General features: G+C 68.5%; 15 protein-coding genes and 3 pseudogenes. 6 read left to right on the forward strand and 12 right to left on the reverse strand.

The window, feature by feature from the left end; genetic code table 11:
* Positions 1–34 precede the first annotated feature (34 nt).
* Positions 35–457: an ATP-binding protein gene (locus RMT89_RS26465; protein ID WP_315886290.1), complete on the reverse strand. Its 423-nt coding sequence runs from the start codon at positions 455–457 to the stop codon at positions 35–37.
* Between the two features lie 143 nt (positions 458–600).
* Between RMT89_RS26465 and RMT89_RS26470 the strand changes: the two genes are divergently transcribed.
* Positions 601–1,404: a helix-turn-helix transcriptional regulator gene (locus tag RMT89_RS26470; RefSeq protein WP_315886291.1), complete on the forward strand. Its 804-nt coding sequence runs from the start codon at positions 601–603 to the stop codon at positions 1,402–1,404.
* Entirely contained in the window at positions 1,401–1,670 is a 270-nt protein-coding gene (locus tag RMT89_RS26475) for a DUF397 domain-containing protein (RefSeq protein ID WP_315886292.1), read from the forward strand. The genes RMT89_RS26470 and RMT89_RS26475 overlap by 4 nt, the downstream gene beginning before the upstream one ends.
* On the opposite strand, the gene RMT89_RS26480 is transcribed toward RMT89_RS26475, so the two are convergent.
* From RMT89_RS26480 to RMT89_RS26490, 3 genes are read right to left on the reverse strand one after another with little or no spacing between them, the layout of a single operon-like run.
* A complete protein-coding gene (locus RMT89_RS26480; protein WP_315886293.1) occupies positions 1,634–2,146 on the reverse strand; it encodes a VCBS repeat-containing protein in 513 nt (170 codons plus the stop codon). The two genes, RMT89_RS26475 and RMT89_RS26480, sit on opposite strands and share 37 nt — an antisense overlap.
* On the reverse strand, positions 2,089–2,496 hold the full coding sequence (locus tag RMT89_RS26485) for a hypothetical protein (RefSeq protein ID WP_315886294.1): 408 nt from the start codon (positions 2,494–2,496) through the stop codon (positions 2,089–2,091). The genes RMT89_RS26480 and RMT89_RS26485 overlap by 58 nt, the downstream gene beginning before the upstream one ends.
* 39 nt (positions 2,497–2,535) lie before the next feature.
* Complete coding sequence (locus tag RMT89_RS26490; protein ID WP_315886295.1) at positions 2,536–4,464, reverse strand: long-chain fatty acid--CoA ligase; 1,929 nt, start codon at positions 4,462–4,464, stop codon at positions 2,536–2,538.
* 244 nt (positions 4,465–4,708) lie between these two features.
* Here RMT89_RS26490 and RMT89_RS26495 point away from each other — a divergent pair, with 244 nt between their 5' ends.
* A complete protein-coding gene (locus tag RMT89_RS26495) occupies positions 4,709–5,500 on the forward strand; it encodes a MaoC/PaaZ C-terminal domain-containing protein (protein ID WP_315886296.1) in 792 nt (263 codons plus the stop codon).
* On the opposite strand, the gene RMT89_RS26500 is transcribed toward RMT89_RS26495, so the two are convergent.
* The 4 genes and pseudogenes from RMT89_RS26500 to RMT89_RS26515 form a co-directional block, all read right to left on the reverse strand.
* Positions 5,474–6,127: a TetR/AcrR family transcriptional regulator gene (locus tag RMT89_RS26500; RefSeq protein WP_315886297.1), complete on the reverse strand. Its 654-nt coding sequence runs from the start codon at positions 6,125–6,127 to the stop codon at positions 5,474–5,476. The genes RMT89_RS26495 and RMT89_RS26500 overlap by 27 nt on opposite strands.
* A gap of 403 nt (positions 6,128–6,530) precedes the next feature.
* On the reverse strand, positions 6,531–6,830 hold the full coding sequence (locus RMT89_RS26505; protein WP_315886298.1) for a DUF4229 domain-containing protein: 300 nt from the start codon (positions 6,828–6,830) through the stop codon (positions 6,531–6,533).
* A gap of 86 nt (positions 6,831–6,916) precedes the next feature.
* Positions 6,917–7,027: pseudogene (locus tag RMT89_RS26510) on the reverse strand (GNAT family N-acetyltransferase); the annotation flags it as partial.
* A 435-nt stretch (positions 7,028–7,462) separates the two neighbouring features.
* Entirely contained in the window at positions 7,463–8,290 is an 828-nt protein-coding gene (locus RMT89_RS26515) for a glycoside hydrolase domain-containing protein (RefSeq protein ID WP_315886299.1), read from the reverse strand.
* A 457-nt stretch (positions 8,291–8,747) separates the two neighbouring features.
* Between RMT89_RS26515 and RMT89_RS26520 the strand changes: the two genes are divergently transcribed.
* From RMT89_RS26520 to RMT89_RS26530, 3 genes are all read left to right on the forward strand, one after another.
* Positions 8,748–15,002 carry a DNRLRE domain-containing protein gene (locus RMT89_RS26520; protein ID WP_399498488.1) on the forward strand — a complete coding sequence of 2,085 codons (6,255 nt, stop codon included), beginning with the start codon at positions 8,748–8,750 and terminating at the stop codon, positions 15,000–15,002.
* A gap of 32 nt (positions 15,003–15,034) precedes the next feature.
* On the forward strand, positions 15,035–15,349 hold the full coding sequence (locus RMT89_RS26525; protein WP_315886300.1) for a hypothetical protein: 315 nt from the start codon (positions 15,035–15,037) through the stop codon (positions 15,347–15,349).
* A gap of 65 nt (positions 15,350–15,414) precedes the next feature.
* Positions 15,415–16,125, forward strand: a complete 711-nt coding sequence (locus RMT89_RS26530; RefSeq protein ID WP_315886301.1) for a hypothetical protein — start codon at positions 15,415–15,417, stop codon at positions 16,123–16,125.
* Positions 16,126–16,170: 45 nt separating this feature from the next.
* On the opposite strand, the pseudogene RMT89_RS26535 reads toward RMT89_RS26530, so the two are convergent.
* From RMT89_RS26535 to mqnE, 4 genes and pseudogenes are all read right to left on the reverse strand, one after another.
* Positions 16,171–16,512 (reverse strand): annotated as a pseudogene (locus RMT89_RS26535) (Tn3 family transposase); the annotation flags it as partial.
* A gap of 204 nt (positions 16,513–16,716) precedes the next feature.
* Positions 16,717–16,869, reverse strand: a pseudogene (locus tag RMT89_RS26540) (GNAT family N-acetyltransferase); the annotation flags it as partial.
* A 16-nt stretch (positions 16,870–16,885) separates the two neighbouring features.
* The gene (locus RMT89_RS26545; protein ID WP_315886302.1) at positions 16,886–17,545 is read right to left on the reverse strand and encodes a UdgX family uracil-DNA binding protein; all 660 of its coding nucleotides are present in this window, start codon (positions 17,543–17,545) and stop codon (positions 16,886–16,888) included.
* 81 nt (positions 17,546–17,626) lie between these two features.
* Complete coding sequence (gene mqnE / locus RMT89_RS26550; protein ID WP_315886303.1) at positions 17,627–18,790, reverse strand: aminofutalosine synthase MqnE; 1,164 nt, start codon at positions 18,788–18,790, stop codon at positions 17,627–17,629.
* Between the last annotated feature and the right edge of the window lie 47 nt (positions 18,791–18,837).

The raw sequence follows: 18,837 nt of genomic DNA on the forward strand, positions 1-18,837 counted from the left end.
TCTCCGAATTCCTCCCGGCTCAGCCGGGAATACATCAAGGCGCCTCCATGGCGCACTCCGCCCACACCGTCTTGCCGACGTCCCGTTCGGCCACGCCCCACGTCTTCGCCAGCAAGGTCACCAGGATCAGGCCCCGGCCGCCCTCGCTCTCCGGCTCCGTCACGTACCGCAGTTTCCGGTCGCCTCGCGCATCGCTCACCTCGATACGGAGAGTGTCCTCCGGGAGCAGGAGCAGGCGGAGTTCGAAGGACCGGCCGGGGACGCGGCCGTGCGTGACGGCGTTGGCGGCCAGCTCCGCCACCAGGTGCTGCGCCGTCTCGCTGACCTCGCTGTCCTGGGGGTACCCCCAGACAGCCAGCTGTTGCGAGGCCAGATGACGGGCCAGCCGCGCTCCGCGCGGAGTGGCTCTGATGCGCTGGGCCAATTCAGCAGTGGGGGTGGTGATTTCGGCGTTCACGTCACCGAGAGTGGCGGGTTCTCTCTACCCTGACCAGGAGTGACAGGCCGACGCTGGGTATCTGTACGGCGACGCTGAGTTCGGCGTGCGGATCGTCGTGACGGGAGGGTGCGGGCGAGAGCGGGAACGAGGGCACGACGGGGTTGTTCATCGCACTCGGCAAGCAGGTGAAGCTCCTGCGGGAGCGGAAGGGGCTGACACAGAAGGAGTTCGGGGGGCTCGTCGGGTACGGCCCCGACGCCATCTCCGCGATGGAGCGCGGCGTACGCACGCCACAGCCCGAGCTGCTGGAGAAGGCCGACGAACTCCTGGATGCCGGGGGTCTGTTGAAGGATGTCATTCCCGAGGTCAGGGAGGCGATGTCGACGGCTCGGACGCGGCATCCGGAGTGGTACCGGAACTATGCGGGGTTGGAGGCGGAGGCGGTTGAGCTGCACTTCTACGCCAACCATGGCGTGCCGGGGCTGTTGCAGACCGAGGATCACGCACGGGCGGTGTTCGCCAAGAGGCGGCCGTTTCTCGACGAGGAGACGATCGAGAGGCGGGTGGCGGATCGCCTCTCCCGTCAGCAGGTCTTCGAGCGTTCGCCCTCTCCGATCGTGAGCTACGTCCTCGAAGAGGTCCTGCTGGACCGGCCGATCGGGGGCCGGCGCGTGCACGCGGACCAGCTTCGTCGCATGCTGCATGTGGGGCAGATGCAGAACGTCGAGATCCAGGTGATGCCGAGTCGTGTGGAGGAACACCCCAACCTGGGCAGCGCGTTCAATCTGCTGACACCCAAGGGCCACGGGCAGGTGGCGTACACGGAGGCGCAAGGGCACCCCCGGCTGATCACCGATCCTGAAGAGGTCCGGAAGATCGCAGATCGCTATGGGATCATGCGAGCAATGGCACTCTCCCCCGCGGAGTCCCGGAAGTTGATCGAGCAGAAGCTGGAGGAGCTATGAACAACGAGCAGCTCACCTGGTTCAAGTCCAGCTACAGCGACGGCGAAGGCGGCGAATGCCTGGAAGTTGCATACACCTGGCGTAAGTCCAGCTACAGCGACGGCGAGGGCGGCGATTGTCTGGAGGTAGCCGTAACCCCCTCCGACATCCGCCTCCGCGACTCCAAGAACCCCACCGGCCCTCAGGTCACCCTCGCCCCCGCCGCCTGGTCCGCCTTCCTCGCCTCGGACTACGTCGGGAACGCCGCCACGATGCCCAGTTCCTGAGCACCGGTCCCCGTAATGGCCGACCCCGTCCCCGGGAGCAGGACAGCCGGGCTGTAGTAGTCGCTCGACACCAGTACGTCCTTGTCCCCGTCGTCGGTCGCGCTGTCCTTGGTGACCTTGCCCGCGACCAGGCCGGCGGGTTCCAGCAGGGCGTTCGGGACGTGCTTGGTGACCGAACCCGTCGTACCGGTCTTGGAGAAGCCGCCGCGGTAGATGCGTACCGCCTCGATGCCGTCGGCGACGGCCAGGTCGGTCTTGCCGTCGCCGTTGAAGTCACCGGCCTCGATCTGCTTGCCGAAGCCGCGGTGGGAACTCGCGGTGATCTTCAGGCGGATGGCGCCCGTACCGGTGAGGCCGGACTGCGAGCCCCACACGAGCGTGACCGCGCCGGCGCTGGCCTTGTCGCCGGCCTTCTCGCTCAAGTCGGCGACGGCGAGGTCGGCGTAACCGTCACGGTTGAAGTCGGCGGCGGCCACGTCCTCGCCGAACGTGTCGGCGTACCCGCTCGCGTCACCGGCCGTGCCCGGGATGCCCGACGTGGACTGGGTGAAGGTCTTGGTGACGGTGCCGGTGCCGGGACCGTGGCCGTCCCGTACGTGACGGTGAACTGGCCGCCGAGTCCGGCGGCGGCGTAGTCGCGGTAGCCGTCGCCGTTGAAGTCGTCGGCGTACTTCGCCGGGGTGGCCGCGGTCGCGGCGCTCACGGAGAGGGTGAGCAGTCCGCCGGTGAGGGACACGGCCGTGGCCGTGGCGAGCGCACGGCGGAGGTGCTGCGCGTGGACATGGGTCTCCTGCGATGAGCCGGGATCAGCAAGCAGGAGACCCACGACAGTACTTGATGGTCGTACGCCTCTCCGGCCCTGTGTTCAGCGCTCGTACAACTCCTCGATCTCCCCCGCGAAGTCCTTCATGACCGCCGCCCGCCGCAGCTTCATCGACGGGGTCAGATGCCCGGCCGTCTCGGTGAAGTCGGTCGGCAGGATCGCGAAGCGGCGGATGGACTCGGGACGGGAGACCAGCTTGTTCGCGTCGTCCACCGCGCGCCGGATGATCGCCCGCAACTCCTCGTCGTGGACCAGGAGTTCGGCGGGTACCGGATGGCGGCCGTTCATCCGGCGCCAGTGGGTGATGCCGTCCATGTCGAGGGTGATCAGCGCGGTGACGTAGGGGCGGCGGTCGCCGAGGACCATGGCCTGGGAGATCAGCGGGTGGGAGCGGAGCCAGTTCTCCAGCGGCGCCGGGGCCACGCTCTTGCCGCCGGCCGTGATCAGCAGCTCCTTCTTGCGTCCGGTGATGGTCAGATAGCCCTCGTCGTCCAGCTCGCCGATGTCACCGGTGGCGAGCCAGCCGTCCACGGCCGCCGGGACCACTCCCCCGGCCGCCGGGTCCCAGTAGCCGCGCAGCACCTGCTCCCCGGCGATCAGGATCTCGCCGTCGGCGGCGATCCGGACCCGGGTGCCGGGCAGCGGCCAGCCCACGGTGCCCAGACGGGGTTTGAGCGGCGGGGTGACGGTGGCGGCGGCGGTCGTCTCGGTCAGGCCGTACCCCTCGTAGACCTCGATGCCGGCACCGGCGTAGAAGGCGGCGAGGCGGCGGCCGAGCGGTGAGCCGCCGCAGATCAGGTAGCGGACCCGGCCGCCCATGGCGTTGCGGATACGGCGGTAGACGAGCGGGTCGTAGAAGGCGCGGGCCATGCTCAGGGCGCGGCCGGGCCCGGATCCGGTGCCGTGCTGCCTGGCCTCCATGGCCTCGCCCCAGCGCCCGGCGACGGCGGCGGCCCGGTCGAACATGGTCAGCCGGCCGCCCTCCTCCGCCTTGGCGCGGGCGGAGTTGTAGACCTTCTCCAGCATGTAGGGGATGGCCAGCAGGCAGGTCGGGCGGAAGGCGGCGAGGTCGGCGAGGAGGTCCTCGGACTGGAGGCTGGGCGCGTGGCCGAGCCGGACCCGGGCGCGGACGCAGGCCACCGCCACCATGCGGCCGAAGACATGGGACATCGGCAGGAAGAGGAGGACCGAGACCTCCTCGCTCGACCTCGACTTGAAGACGGGGTAGAGGAGTTCGATGGCGTTGTCGACCTCGGCGAAGAAGTTGCCGTGGGTCAGCGCGCAGCCCTTGGGGCGTCCTGTGGTGCCCGAGGTGTAGATCAGCGTGGCCAGGGTGCTCGGGCCGAGCATGCCACGGCGGACCTCGACCTCCTGGTCCGGTATCGGGGCCCCGGCCTCCGCGAGCCGCTCCACATGGTCCTTCTCCATGACCCACAGGTGCCGCAGATCGGGGATGCGTTCGAGCTCGGGGCCGAGGGCGGCGGCCTGCGCGACGGTCTCGGTGACCAGGGCGACCGCGCCGGAGTCCTGGAGGATCCAGCGGGTCTGGAAGACGGAGGAGGTCGGATAGACCGGGACGGTCACCAGGCCCGCGGCCCAGGCGGCGAAGTCGAGGAGCGTCCACTCGTACGTGGTCCGCGCCATGACCGCGATCCGGTCGCCCGGCATCAGCCCCTCGGCGATCAGCCCCTTGGCCACGGCGAGCACCTGCGCGGCGAACCGCGTCGCGGTGACATCCGCCCAGCTCCCGTTCTCCGTCTTACGGCTGAGCAGCACCTTGTCCGGCACCGCGAGGGCGTTGTCGAACGGCAGATCGCCCAGCGAGCCGTGCGAGACGGGCGGCGCGAAGGGCGGGACGTACGCCTCCCGGACGACACCGTCAAGACGCCGGGTCTCGGGCTCCACCAGGGTGGGCGCGGGGGCGTCGTCGAAGGCGGCGGACGCGGCGAAGGAAGGGAGTGGCGTGGACACGGGCGGCTCCTGGCACGGCGTTCACGGACGGGTCCCCACGTGCGGAAAGGGGTTACCGCCGGTTAGGTAGGGGATCGTACGGGGCTTACGTGTGGGGGCTGTGCGTGTTCGGGGAGGGCTCGGGAGGGGGGCTGTGCAACCTCGGGGGTTACGTGAGGGTCACTCGGATTTCGTGCCGTACAGATGCGCTTACCTCCGGTAACCTTACTCCGAAGTAAGCAACTGTCACGAGGTGGAGGCTGCCATGACCGTCGCCCTCGGCGCCCTGCTGTCGCCGTTCAAACGGCCCCGCGCCGACGCGGACTTCCCCCGCACGCCCCTGGTCGTCCCCGGGGTGCGGGTGGACCTGGCGCGGCTCGCGGCCTACGAGCGGACATGCGGCTTCCCGACCGGGCAGGACGCGCTGCCGGTGACGTACCCGCATGTGCTGGGCTTCCCGTCGGCCATGCGGCTGATGAGCGCCCGGGACTTTCCGCTGCCGCTGCTCGGTCTGGTGCACACGTCGATCGAGATCACCCGGCGGGAGCGGCTCGGGGCGCTCGGGGAGTACGAACTCACCGTGTACGCCGACGGGTTGGCACCGCACCGGCGCGGCACGGAGGCGAGCGTCGTGACGGAACTCCGGGCCGGCGGGGACGTCGTATGGGAGTCGCGGAGCACGTATCTGGCGCGGCACGGGTCAGCGGGCGAGGGCGCTGCCCGGACGGTGGGGCAGCCGGCCCTTCCCACGGTCGCCGAGTGGCGGCTCGGTGGGGATGTCGGGCGGCGGTACGCGGCCGCGTCCGGGGACCGCAACCCGATCCACCTCCACCCGCTCACCGCCCGGCTGTTCGGCTTTCCTCGCGCCATCGCGCACGGCATGTGGACGGTGGCGCGCTGTCTCGCGGCGCACGGCGTGCCGGACGCGGCACGGGTGCGGGCGGAGTTCCGGGCGCCGGTGCTGCTGCCGGGGACGGTGACGTACGGGGCGGAGCGGGGGCGGTTCGAGCTGCGCGGCGGTGACGGTCGCCTACACCTGGCGGGGTCCGTCGGCTGACCAGGTCCGGCCCTCCATGAGGCTGCCGAGGCCTGCCCAGGCGAAGTTCATCATGGTCGCGGCGGCCTGGCGGGCGGTGACGGCAGGGGTGGCGTTGGCCCAGTCGGCGAGCGACTCGGCGGCGCCCACGAGGGCCTCGGCGAGCCCGGCGACCTCGTGCTCGGGGAGGTCGGGGTCGCGGTGGGCGGAGCGGGCGGCGGCGAGGATCAGCTGGGTGACGAACGCGACGATCTCCTCGCGCATCGCGGTCACCTCGGCGGCGAACGCGGGGCCGTGGGTGCGTGCCTGGAGATGCAGCACGGCCCAGCCGTCCGGGTGCTTGGCGGTGTGCGTGAAGAACGCCCCCAGGCCGTCCCAGAGTTGGCGGTCGGGGGGCGCGTCGGTCCGGACACCGGAGCGGACGGCGGCGGTGAGCGCCCGCGCCTCACGGCGTATGCAGGCGCTGAAGAGGTCTTCCTTGGAATTCAGGTACAGATAGACCAACGGCTTGGAGACACCGGCGAGTTCGGCGATCTCGTCCATCGAGGCGGCCATGTACCCACGGCGCCCGAAGGTCCGCACGGCAGCGTCCAGCATCTGCTGTTCACGGACGGCACGCGGCATCCGCTTGGTCTTCACGGCACCCATGGGGGCAAGACTAGGGGGTGTTTTGAAAGTCCTGTGCGGTGCCCGCGGTGTTCGGTGCGTGCCCTCGGCGTGCCGGACGAAGGCCCTCGTACTGGACGTACTTGGGTCTTTGGCCGGTGCGGCGAGGGTGCGTGCCGGGCGCCGTGGGTGCTGTGCGGGACTTTCAAAACACCCCCTAGGGCCTGTCTGACAATTCCCGTCGTCCGCCCGCAGGGCGGGCCGGGCGGCGGCGACGGGGGTGCCCCCGCGCGAGCGTGTTGAGCGTGGGGGAGCGTGCGATCGCAAGGCGCCGGAGCGCCCTCGTGGCGGAGCCACGTGGGTGGTTCGGCAACGCGGCTGGGGGTCCCCTCTGGGGGAGTGCGTGCCAGACGCCGCGCGGCAGACGGGAATTGTCAGACAGGCCCTACGACGTCTGCCCCTGTGCCCGTGCGGTGTCGTCGGCTACGTCTTCCTGGCCGCGGTTCGCCTCCAGGTTGGCCTTCACCTTGTCGACCTTCTCGACGATCTGCACGGAGGCGCGGTCGCGCTCCTTGCGCAGGACGACGAAGCTGATCGGGGCGGAGATCAGCAGGGCGAGCAGGACGACCCACATGCCGTTGGAGTCGCCGAGGCCGCGCGGGGCGAGACCGGAGTAGACGAGGCCCCAGACGACCACGAAGCAGCCCACGAAGATCCCGAGGCGCATCAGCGTGTAGCGGAGCATCTCAATCCAGTCTTCCGATTCCGACAAAGTCCCAAAGGTGCGACATCCAGTGAAGCATGCCCGCGAGGCGATCTTGAGGGCGGGGCTCAGTCGAGCGGCAGGAGCATGATCACGTCGTCGCGGAGGCCGTCGGGGGCGACCTGGATGGCGTCCGGTATCCGGCCGACCTCCTTGTAGCCGCAGGAGCCGTAGAAGCGCACGGCGGGTGGTGCGGCCCGAACAGGCGCAGGTCCTTCGTCCACCACTGCGGGCCACGCTCGTGGGGCTCCCCGAGCCGGGCTTCGGCTGTTTCGTCGCGGTGGTAGAGCGTCCAGGCCGGGGTGCCCTCGGCGAACAGCACGTGCGGGATGCGGGTGTCCGGGCGCATGAACCACACGTCGCGTACGCCGACGGCGGCGTAGTCGCGGTGCCGGGCCTGCCACAGTTCGTCGGTGATCAGCTCACGCTGGGCCTCCAGAGGATTGCAACGAGCACTGACAGTCCCTGCCCTGAGTGAGAACGGGTTCTGAGAACGAATCCGGGATCGGCGGGGGTCTCGCGGCCGGTGGTTGATCTTGCTCGCGCACAGGACCGTTTGTGAGAGTGGCCGCGCGTGCGGCGGAGGGGTTGAGCCTGCCTGCGGGAGGCGGCTCTTATCCGGTGATGGCGACCGGGGCGTCCCAGGCGTTGCGGTCGACGGTGATCGTGTGGCCGCCGCGGGTCTCCTTGCTGTTGACCATGTACTGGTGGGCGCGGCTGTGGTTGGTGTACAGCTTGGGGTCCCAGGGCCAGTCGGCGGTGGTGGTGTTCTTTTTGTTCCACAGCGCGTACCAGAGGTTGCCGGGGAGGTCGGTCCGGTCGGTGGCGGTGGCGATGGCCGTGGCGCTGGAGCCGGCGAAGCCGTAGTACCCGGCGCGGTATGTCTTGGCTCGCAGGGTCTTCGTGAAGGCGCGTACGTATGTGAGGGTGGCGTCGTTGCATGCCTTGTTCGTGATGTCGTACGACTCCATGTTGAGGTAGATGGGGCTGCCGGGCATGATGCCGAGTGCGGACGCCTTGGTGACGGCGTCGTTGGCGTTGCTCGCTCCGAGGGAGGCTGCCGTGGAGGCGGTGAACCTCTCCGGGTTCCTGCTGGTCTGGCAGGGCGGCTGGGCGCCGACGTAGAGGGGGATCAGCTTCCAGCCGGCGGTGCTGACGGACTTGACCCAGGAGGCGGTGAGGTTGGGCTGGGCGCAGCCGCGGTTCTTGCCGCCGATGTAGATCGCGGCGGCTCCGTAGAAGCCGGTGTTCCAGGCCTTCATCGCGGCGAGGGAGGGTGCCGTGCAGGTGTCGAACGCGCGGCCCGTGTACGTCTTCTGCGCCGGCCAGCTCGTGGCGGCCATGGAGGTCTGTGCCGCGATCCCGGCACCGGCGACCACGACGACACCTGTCGTGGCCCACGCGATGTAACGGCCTCTTCGGGACAGTCGGTGACTGGACATTTCCCACCCCATTTCGGATCGCGGCCTGCGGCCGCACTGGTGCACCGGCGAAGGCCAGCGAGCGCAGTGTCACACGACGGGACGAGCTGCAGCCCTCGGGGCTTTCCCTGGCGGCGCGGTTCAGCCCCGGCAGCGCCGGAGTGCTCCGCACCTTACCCAAGATCTACGGGCAGGTTCACGCCCCGGGGAGAGAACCGCACCCCGGTTTCAAACCCGTCCTGCCTGTGGCGCAGTTCACAGGCGGCAAGGAGACCCGGACTGCCGATCTTGCGTGGGCTCGCTGCGATTTTGGGTCTTTTCCTCCCGGCTACTTTCACGTCGGGATCACAAATGTGAGGCCTGAGGATGCGTCAGAAACCGAGGGACAACGGTGTTTGATAGACCCGCTCCTGAGGAGCGCGGGCAGATATGGTCGGGGAGGAGTCTCCGCTGCATAGCGGGAAGTCTCGTCCTGGCCTTGTCCGTCACCCTGATCGACGGGGTCGATCCGGCGTTCGCCGCCGATCGCGGCCAGCGGTCCGTCGAAGGTCCGAAGAAGGCGGCGGTCAGGCAGGCCGCCGACATTCCTTCCGCACGCGTAGCGGCCCGGTTGTCGGGCAAGCGTGTCGAGGCGTTGTCGGAGCGTACGGAGACGTCGACGACGTGGGTGAACAAGGACGGTTCGCTCACGACCGAGATGACCGCGGGCCCGGTCCGCTTCCGTGACGATGCCACGGGGAACTGGCGGGACGTCGATCTGGATCTTGTTGGCGGTAGCGGTGGCTCGGTGGAGCCGAAGGCGCACCCACGCGGTCTGAAGCTTGCTGGCAAGACCGGTGTCCCGGCCCGCTCGTTGAAGGCCGCGCAGGCCGCCAGGGCCACGGATCTGGTGACGCTCGGCGAGGGCGATCAGCAGATCACGCTGGGGTGGAAGGGCGGCCTGCCCGCCCCGAAGCTGGACGGCACCCGCGCCACCTACACCAACGCCGTGCCCGGCGCCGACGTGGTGGTCGAGGCGACCCGTACCGGCTTCGAGCAGTACGTCAGTATCAAGCAGCGTCCGACGGCCGGCGGCTACACCTACACGCTGCCGCTCAGCACCAAGGGCCTGAAGGTCAAGCAGCGGGCCGACGGCAGCCTGCTGTTCGCTGACAAGAAGAACAAGAACCGGGCGGTCATGCCGGCCCCGGTGATGTGGGACGCCACGGTCGACAAGGTCTCCGGTGAGAACACGAACCGGGCCAACGTGGCCATGAAGGTGGTCCAGCGCAAGGGCTCGGTCGACCTGGTCCTCAGCCCGGACGCGAAGTTCCTGGCCGACCCCAACACCAGGTATCCGGTCACCGTGGACCCGTCCACCGCCTCGCTGGGCAACGTCTTCGACACCTACGTCCAGCAGGGCGAGACCGTCGACTGGTCCGCCGACACCGAGCTCGACCTCGGCAACCCCGGCACCACCAACGCCGACGGCACCCCGCGTACCGCCAGGTCGTTCATCACGTGGAACACCGCGCCGATCTCCGACGCGCTCGTGTCCGACGCGAAGCTGAGCCTGTGGAACTTCCATTCCGGCAACACCGCGTGTACCGCCCAGCCCTGGGAAGTGTGGTCGGCCGGCAAGGCGTCCACCGCCTCGCGCTGGACCGCGCAGCCGGCCTGGACGGCGAAGAAGGCCACCTCCACCGAGACCAAGGGCAACCCGGCCTGCACCTCGGCTCCCGATGGCTGGATCAACGCCGATGTGACCACCCTGGTGCAGGAGTGGGCCTCGGCGAAGAACGCCACTTCCGGCATGGGCCTGCGCGCCACCAGCGAGACGGTGACCGCGCAGTGGAAGCGCGTCAACTCCGCCAACGCCGCCTCGAATCCGCCGAAGCTGGTCGTCACCTACAACTACCGGCCGCGCACCGGAACGAAGCAGGAAGCCGGTCCGCCGTACTTCTCCTACAGCGGCGCCTACACCGTGAACACCGTGACACCGACGCTGCGCGACACGTTCGTCGACGCCGACGGTGACAAGGTCAACGGCACCTTCCAGATCTTCGACAACGCCACCAACACCCAGGTCGGCGACGTCATCGTCTCGCCGTACGTGCCCTCCGGGCAGGTCGCCTCGGTCAAGGTCCCCGCCGGGGTCCTGGCCAACGGCAAGACGTACAAGTTCCGCACCTCGCCGTACGACGGGGCGAGCTACAACACCGGCTGGTCGGCGTGGAAGACCTTCACCGTCGACACAAGCGCCCCCTCCGCCCCCAGCAAGATCGTCTCCACGGACTACCCGAGCGGTCAGTGGGTCAAGGGCGCCGGGCAGGCCGGCACGTTCACCGTCACCCCGCCCGCAGCCGACCAGCAGTGGCTGGAGTGGTCGCTGGACGGCGTGACCTGGACCAAGGTCACCACCAACGGTGCCACCGCGGACAAGCCGATCTCCATCGCGCCCGCCCGCGACGGCACCCACACCCTGCAGGTGCGCTCGGTGGACAAGGCGGACAACAAGTCCGAGCCGATCGAGTACACGTTCAACGCCGGGCCCGGCGGCTTCATCCAGCCCTCCGAGGGCGAGCGCACCGCACGGCGCCTGCCGCTGATCGCTGAGGCCGACGCGGCCAAGTACGACAAGGTGTCCTTCTCCTGGCGGCGCTCCGAGGCCGACCCGTGGGTGCAGATCCCCGCCGGTGACGTCACCTCCGGCGGCACCCCGCTGACCGGCTGGCCCGTGCCGCTCACCGCCGGCAAGAACGCCGCCCTGGTCTGGAACGCCACCACCACCGTCGACCCCGACGGCACCGTCCAGATCAAGGCCGACTTCACCGGCCCCAACTCCGCCGTGGCCAGCACCCAGCCTCTTACGGTCGTTGTCGACCGTAAGGCCGACGGCGCGGCGTCCGAAGACATTGGCCCTGGCTCGCTCAACCTGCTCACAGGTGACTACACGCTCTCCGAGAGCGACGTTTCGTACCTCGGCCTCACCGTGAACCGTACGGCGTCCTCCAGGACCCCCGATGCCGGAGCGAAGCAGGAGGGGCAGGTCGCCATCTTTGGAAAGGAGTGGACGACCGGCACGGCGGCTGAACTGACCGACTCCGACTACAGCCACCTGCGCCAGGTGTCTGCGACTGCCGTCGCCGTGGTGACAGCCGACGGCAGCGAACTGTACTTCACGGCTAACGCCGCCAAGGCGGGGTGGATCCCCGAACCTGGCGCCGAGGACCTCACGCTCAAGGGCGATGTGGGAGGTACGTTCACGCTCTCCGACACCGACGGGGCGGTGACCACTTTCACCAAGCCAGACGACGCCGCCACCGCCTGGCAGGTCACCTCCACGCTGTTGGACGGTCTGGCCAACTCCACCACCACGGTGGTCTCTGAGGCCGTCAACGTCAACGGCAGAGTGCTGGCCCGTCCCAAGCGGGTCATCGCCCCGACGTCCGCTGCCACAGCCGCCGCCTGCACTGCAGATCCGGCCACGAGGGGTTGCCGTGCTCTGGAGTTCATCTACGCCACCGGGACCACCGCGACCAGCAGCGCCTTCGGCGACTTCACCGGACAGGTGAAGGAGATCCGGCTATGGTCCACCGCTCCCGGTGCGGCTACGGCGACCAGCAAAGCGGTCAGGGCATACCTCTACGACGAGTCGGGCCGACTCCGCCAGTCGTGGCATCCGCAGATCTCCCCTCCGCTGAAGACGGAGTACGCCTACGACGGTGCTGGCCGCGTCGCGCAGGTCACGGCTCCCGGTGAACTGCCGTGGAACTTCGCCTACGGCAAGGCCGGCTCCAGCAGCGCCGCCGGTGAGGGCATGCTCCTCAAAGCATCCCGCCCAGGTCTGAAGCAGGGCACCGCCGACGTCGTCGAGGGCGAGGGTGTCACCACAGTCGTCTACGACGTCCCGCTGACCGGAGCCAATGCCCCGTACCAGATGGGTGCTGCGACCGTTGCCACTTGGGGTCAGACGGATGTTCCCACCGACGCCACTGCCGTCTTCCCGGCTGACGCGACGCCGACCAGCAACTCCGGTGACAGTCTTGGCGCCGGCTCCTACACCCGGGCGGGGGTGACCTACATGGGCCTGTCGGGCCGCGAGGTCAACAGCGTCGCGCCCGGTGGACACGTCACCACGAGCGAATCCGACCGCTACGGCAACACCGTTCGCGAGCTATCGGCTGCCAACCGCTCTGTCGCGCTCGGCATCACTCCCGCAGACCGGGGTACCCAAGCCGAACTCGGCATCGGACAGCTGACGTCGGCGGAACGCGCGGAACTGCTGTCCACCCGATCGGTCTACAACGCGGACGGCACACGGGAACTGGAAGAGTTCGGCCCTCTGCGCCGGACCGAACTGACCTCGGATCTCAAGTCCGGCTCCACCATTTTGGTTGCTGCTGGGAGCCCGGTGACCGCTCGCACCTGGACCGTCAACGAATACGATGCCGGACGCCCGACCGACGGCACTGCCACGGTCAAGGATCAGGTCACCAAAGTCACGACAGGGGCGCAGATACGCGAGCACCCGGGTGTGCAAGGGGAGACCCGGGTCACACAGACCGAATACGACTGGGCCAAGGGCGTAGCCACGAAGACAGTCCAGGACCCGGCAGGCCTGGCGATCACCACGAGGACCGAGTACGACGCCCAGAGCCGAGTCTCCAAGGAGATCTCGCCTGGCTCCAGCGGTACTGACGCAGCCTCCCGCGTGACCACCTACTGGTCCGCCACGGGCACCGGCGCCTGCGCGGGACGGCCCGAATGGGCCGACCTCGTCTGTTCCGTCGGACCTGCCGGCACGATTACCGGCGGGGGAACCAACCCCACCGAACTGCCCACCACCACCACCGAGTACGACTGGTGGGGCAACCCGACCAGGGTGACCGACACCGCCAACGGCGTCACCCGGACCACCTCGACCACATACGACGCTGCCGGCCGTCCGGTCAAGGTCAGTGTCACCGGAGGCCTGGGCCAAGCCGTACCCGACAGCACCACCGAGTACGACCCGGCGAGCGGCAAGACCGTCAAGACCACCTCGCCGACCGGCGGGACGATCACCGAAGCGTTCGACAAACTCGGTCGGCAGATCTCCTACACGGACGCCGACGGCGGAACGACCACCACCGAGTACGACCTGCTCGACCGGCCGACGAAGGTCGCCGACAACTCACCGTCCACCGTCACCTACACCTACGACCACAGCGTCGAGCCACGCGGTCTGGCGACGAAGACCACCGATTCCGTCGCAGGAGTCTTCACCGCCACCTACGATGCGGACGGCTCGGTCAGCAGCGAGACCCTCCCCGGGGGATACACCCTCGCACAGACCGAGGACACCAGCGGGTCGGCAACCCGCCGCACCTACACGCGCGACAGCGACGGCACCCTCGTCTACTCCGACTCGGTGACCGAGTCTGTGCACGGCCAAGTCACCAGCCACGCCGGATGGTCCGACCAGAGATACGAGTACGACGCGGTCGGTCGGCTCACCGCGGTCGACGACACCGTCGAGACCGTCTGCACGCGCCGCACCTACGGGTTCGATCAGCGCACGAACCGGATCTCCTTCGGCACCGCCGCCGCAACGCCGGGGACGGACTGCCCCACCACCGGGGGCACCACCACGACATCCACCTACGACAGTGCCGACCGCATCACCGGCGCCGGCTACAGCTACGACGCATTCGGGCGCACCACCGCTCTGCCTACACACGGGACCGTCGGCTACTTCACCAACGACCTCGTGTACCAGCAGACGGCGAACGGCAAGCGGCAGACCTGGCAGCTCGACGCCGCCAGCCGCTTCCGCTCCTGGAAGGTCGAATCCGGTAGCGGCACGACCTGGACGCAGACGGCGTCCAAGGTGAACCACTACGACGGCGACGGCGACAGCCCTCGATGGATCGTCGAGGACACGGCCACCGGCGCGCTCACCCGCAACGTCGACTCGGTTTCCGGCGACCTAGCGGCGACCACCAGCGGGACCGGGGACGTCGTCCTGCAGCTCACCAACATCCATGGTGACGTCGCTCTCCAACTGCCCGTGGACAGCTCCAAAGCACCTGTCGCTCTCGACAGCGACGAGTACGGCAACCCCCGCAGCGGGCAAGCTGCTGCCCGCTACAGCTGGCTCGGCGGCAAACAGCGGTCTGCCGAAACCCTCACCGGACTCACCTTGATGGGGGTGCGGCTCTACAACCCGGCGACCGGGCGCTTCCTGTCCACCGACCCGGTCTACGGCGGAAACGCCAATGCCTACGACTACGCGCACGCCGACCCGGTCAACCGCTTCGATCTGGACGGGAAGTGGAGCTGGCGCAAGGCATGGAATAGGACGAAGCGATTCGTCAAAAAGTACAAGTGGGACATCGCGCTGACTGCGGTCAGCTTCGTCCCGGGACTGGGCGCGGCGGCCTGGGCCTATCGCGCCTACCGGGTGGTACGCGTGGCACGCATGGCCCAGAAGCTCAACTACGCCGGCGGTAGCCTCAGGAGCACGCGAGCCACTGCCTGGCTTGCGGGCCGCATGTGGGTCGGCCGTGGCGCCGTACGAGGGACGGCGAAAAACGGGGCCAGGATGTGGTCGAGGGGTCAGTACGCCTACCGGGCATCCGCCAAGAAGGGCAAGTTCGGCCGGTCCTCGAACCTCACCTATGGCACGAAGGGCCACAGCTCGAACGGCAAGAGCAGCTACTTCAACTTCCACATCAACCATGTAAGGATCCGGCAGTGGGGTCGATACTGATAGACCGCTCGTCCTGGCCGGAGGACGGCAGGGTGGGCCGCATCACCGCGGGTGAGTACGCAGGGTCATACCTGCTCCTCGCCGTGGAGATCAATGACTCGTGGGCCTTCTACATCAGCGAAGACCCGAGAACCGGAAAGGCCGACGAGCTCAAAGCCGACGACTTCTGGGCCAGTGACGAGGACGCTCCTCGCCTCGTCGAGGAAATGGCGGTCGTCTGGGCGGAGGAGTCGCACGACGCGGCACTGGAGAGGGAGATCTTCGACATCCGTGGTGAGTGGCACAAGCGGCGCCGTAGAAACTCTCTGATCCGATCATTGTTCCGGCGTCCGGGACAGCGGGACTGATCACGTGGGGCCACTGGCCGGAGCGCTCCTCCAGCCGGTGGCCCCGCCTGCGGAACCGGCCGACCATGTCGCCGCCGACAGCGGTTCCACGGGACCCGCTGAACCTGTCCCCGAAGGGGCACCAGGGCATCGGCGGCGTCAGCCGCCCGGCACAGACACTACAACCGGCGCGTGTCCGCCAGGCCGATCGTCTCGACCGCTTGTACGTATATGGCAGCACTGCCTACGCGGCAGTAGACAGGATTGATATGCAAGTCCGCCCGCAGAGCAGAGGCATCCCTGATCTGGCTACCTCTGGCGATGCGCTCGCGGCATGGCTTTTCGACCGGATCGGCGACCGGTTCTACGGGCCTGCCGAACAGCCGGGCACGGAAGAACTGGCGGCGGCGTGGAAACGGGTCAGGTCGAAGCCGGGACGACTGTCGACCAAGACAAGCGACGAATGGGCCCGGATCGAGTCATTCACGGGTTTCAGCGGCTTCGGCTGGTTCCTGCTCACCACGCTTGTCGGTGTGCTGTTCCTGATCCTCCCCGTCACCGGGTGGGCCGGCACGCTGGTGCACGCCCTGATCCTGATCACTGTGTCGCTGACCGCGGGGCTCGCTGCGACACGCCTGGCCGTGCACTACGCAGCCAGCGCGGCGATCTCCCGCAGTTACGCATCGAACCGCCGCATCCGTAGTGTCACTCTCCTGCTCCGCACCCGGGCCGTCCTCGCTGTCGCCGCGGTAGTCGCGGCCGTCCTGTACCTCTCCTTCGGGCTGCAACGCTCCTGATGAGCAGGGCCTCGGTCCTCATGATGCCTGACCGCCCGCGGCCGGTCAGGCGGCCTGGCCGAAGCCGGCGGCGGCCTGGTGCTGGTTGTGCAGAGGGGTGAAGTCGACGTCGAGCTTCGGGTCGTACGCCTCCGGCTGGATGCCCAGCTCGTGCGTGCTGTACTCGCCGAACCGGTTGATGTGCTCGGTCAGGTGCGGCGAGATGTGCGCCAGGTCCTCCGGCTCGATCGTCCAGCCCTCCTCCAGCAGCTGGCGGACGATCTCGGCGATGTCCAGGGCATTGTGGAAGATCACCGCGTTCGTGAGCAGCGCGTTGAACTTCATCGCCTTCTCCTGCTCGACCGGGTCGTTGTCGGCGATGACGCCACGGTTGCCGAACCTGACCCACTGGGAGAAACCGGTTGAACGACTCGACCTTGTTCGTCGCCGCGGTCACCCGCCGCCGCAGCGGCGCGTCGGTGATGCGCTGATACGACTTCAGCATCAGTAGCAGGGCCAGCAGATGCTCATCACAGTCCGTGGCATCGGACGCCCACTGAAGCTCATCGCGCGTCGGCGCGAGGAACTGATGCAGCGCGTGCGCGGTGATCAGTGCCTGACCAGTTCCGGGCGTATCGCCTCCCGCGTCACCGGGGGTACGAAACCGACGGAGCCACCGGTGTTCGTCACATCCGTCCACAGGTCGAGGACGCCGTCGCGGAGGGTGGGGTCGACGGCGGGATCGAGAGTGAAAGTAAGGGCCACGAATGCATAGTAGCCATTACTTCATTGCCCGCGCCGCCACTTTCAGATCCGAGACCAGCCCTCGGTACGCGGCCTCGCGATCGTCCGCACGCAGCACGGACGAAGGGTGAACAGTCGGAACCAGCCGCTCCGGATGCCCGTGGATCTCCTCCTCCAGAACCGTCCCGCGCACCTGCGTGACCCGGAACGACGACCCGAGCAGCGCCTTCCCCGCGGTCGCCCCGAGCACGACGATCAGCTCCGGCTCCACGGCGGCGAGCTCGGCGGCCAGCCAGGGGCCGCAGGCCGTCATCTCGCGGAGGGTGGGCGCCTTGTGGATACGGCGCTTCTTCGGCTCGGCCTGGGTGAACTTGAAGTGCTTGACCGCGTTGGTCACGTAGGTGTCGGACGGATCGATCCCGGCCTCGGCGAGAGCGCGGTCGAGCAGCTTCCCGGCGGGTCCGACGAACGGCTTGCCCTGCCGGTCCTCCTGATCCCCGGGCTGCTCCCCGACGAGCATGACACTGGCGTGCGCGTTCCCGGCACCGAAGACGGTCTGGGTGGCGTCCCGGTGCAGGGGACAACCACGACACTCGGCGGCGGCCCGGCGCAGGGCGGTCAGAGTCGCTTTCCCGGGCTTCTCCGGGAGGAAGGGCTCGGCGGTGTAGGCGTCTTCAGGGGCCTTCGTGCTGACCATGCCCGGTCGAGTACCCACCCAGGGGCGCGGGGAACTGCGCGACCAGCCCCCACACGCCCGCAGCCGAAGTACGACCCGACTTCACACCCGCATCGGCTGAGGGGACTCGCGGCGCTCCGGGTCCGGGCCCTCGTACTCGCGGATGATCTCGTACCGCGTGTTCCGCTCCACCGGCCGGAAGCCCGCGTCCCGGATCAGGTCCAGCAGATCCTCACGCGTGAGCTTGTTCGGCGTGCCGTAGTTGTCCGCGTCGTGGGTGATCTTGTACTCGACCACCGAACCGTCCATGTCGTCGGCGCCGTGCTGAAGCGCGAGCTGGGCCGTCTGGACGCCGTGCATGACCCAGAAGACCTTGACGTGCGGGACGTTGTCGAACAACAACCTCGACACCGCGAAGGTCTTCAGCGCTTCCGCCCCCGTCGCCATCTGCGTGCGCGCCTGGAGCCGGTTGCGGACCTTGCCGTCCTGCATGTCCACGAAGTCGTGCTGGTAGCGCAGCGGGATGAAGACCTGGAAGCCGTTCGTCTCGTCCTGGAGCTCACGCAGGCGCAGGACGTGGTCGACGCGGTGCTTCGGCTCCTCGATGTGGCCGTACAGCATGGTGCACGGGGTCTTCAGACCCTTCTCGTGCGCCAGACGGTGGATGCGCGACCAGTCCTCCCAGTGCGTCCGGTGGTCCACGATGTGCTGACGGACCTCCCAGTCGAAGATCTCCGCGCCACCGCCGGTCAGGGATTCCAACCCCGCGTCGATCAGCTCGTCGAGGATCTCCGAGGCCGACAGACCGCTGATCGTCTCGAAGTGGTGGATCTCCGTCGCCGTGAAGGCCTTCAGGGACACATGAGGGAGCGCCGCCTTCAGCTCCCGCAGCGAGCGCGGGTAGTAGCGCCACGGCAGGTTCGGGTGCAGCCCGTTGACGATGTGCAGCTCGGTGAGGTTCTCCGACTCCATCGCCTTGGCGAGCTTCACCGCCTCCTCGATGCGCATCGTGTACGCGTCCTTCTCCCCCGGCTTGCGCTGGAAGGAGCAGTAGGCGCAGGACGCCGTGCACACGTTGGTCATGTTGAGGTGACGGTTGACGTTGAAGTGGACCACGTCGCCGTTCTTGCGGGTCCGCACCTCGTGGGCGAGCCCGCCGAGCCAGGCCAGGTCGTCCGACTCGTACAGCGCGATGCCGTCCTCGCGGGTCAGCCGCTCACCGGCCCTGACCTTCTGCTCCAGCTCGCGCTTGAGCCCGACGTCCATGCGTAAACCTCTCCTCGACCGACTGGATAAACCGTACTCCCCCACTC

It is taken from the genome of Streptomyces sp. P17, from assembly GCF_032436805.1.
Lineage (GTDB): Bacteria > Actinomycetota > Actinomycetes > Streptomycetales > Streptomycetaceae > Streptomyces.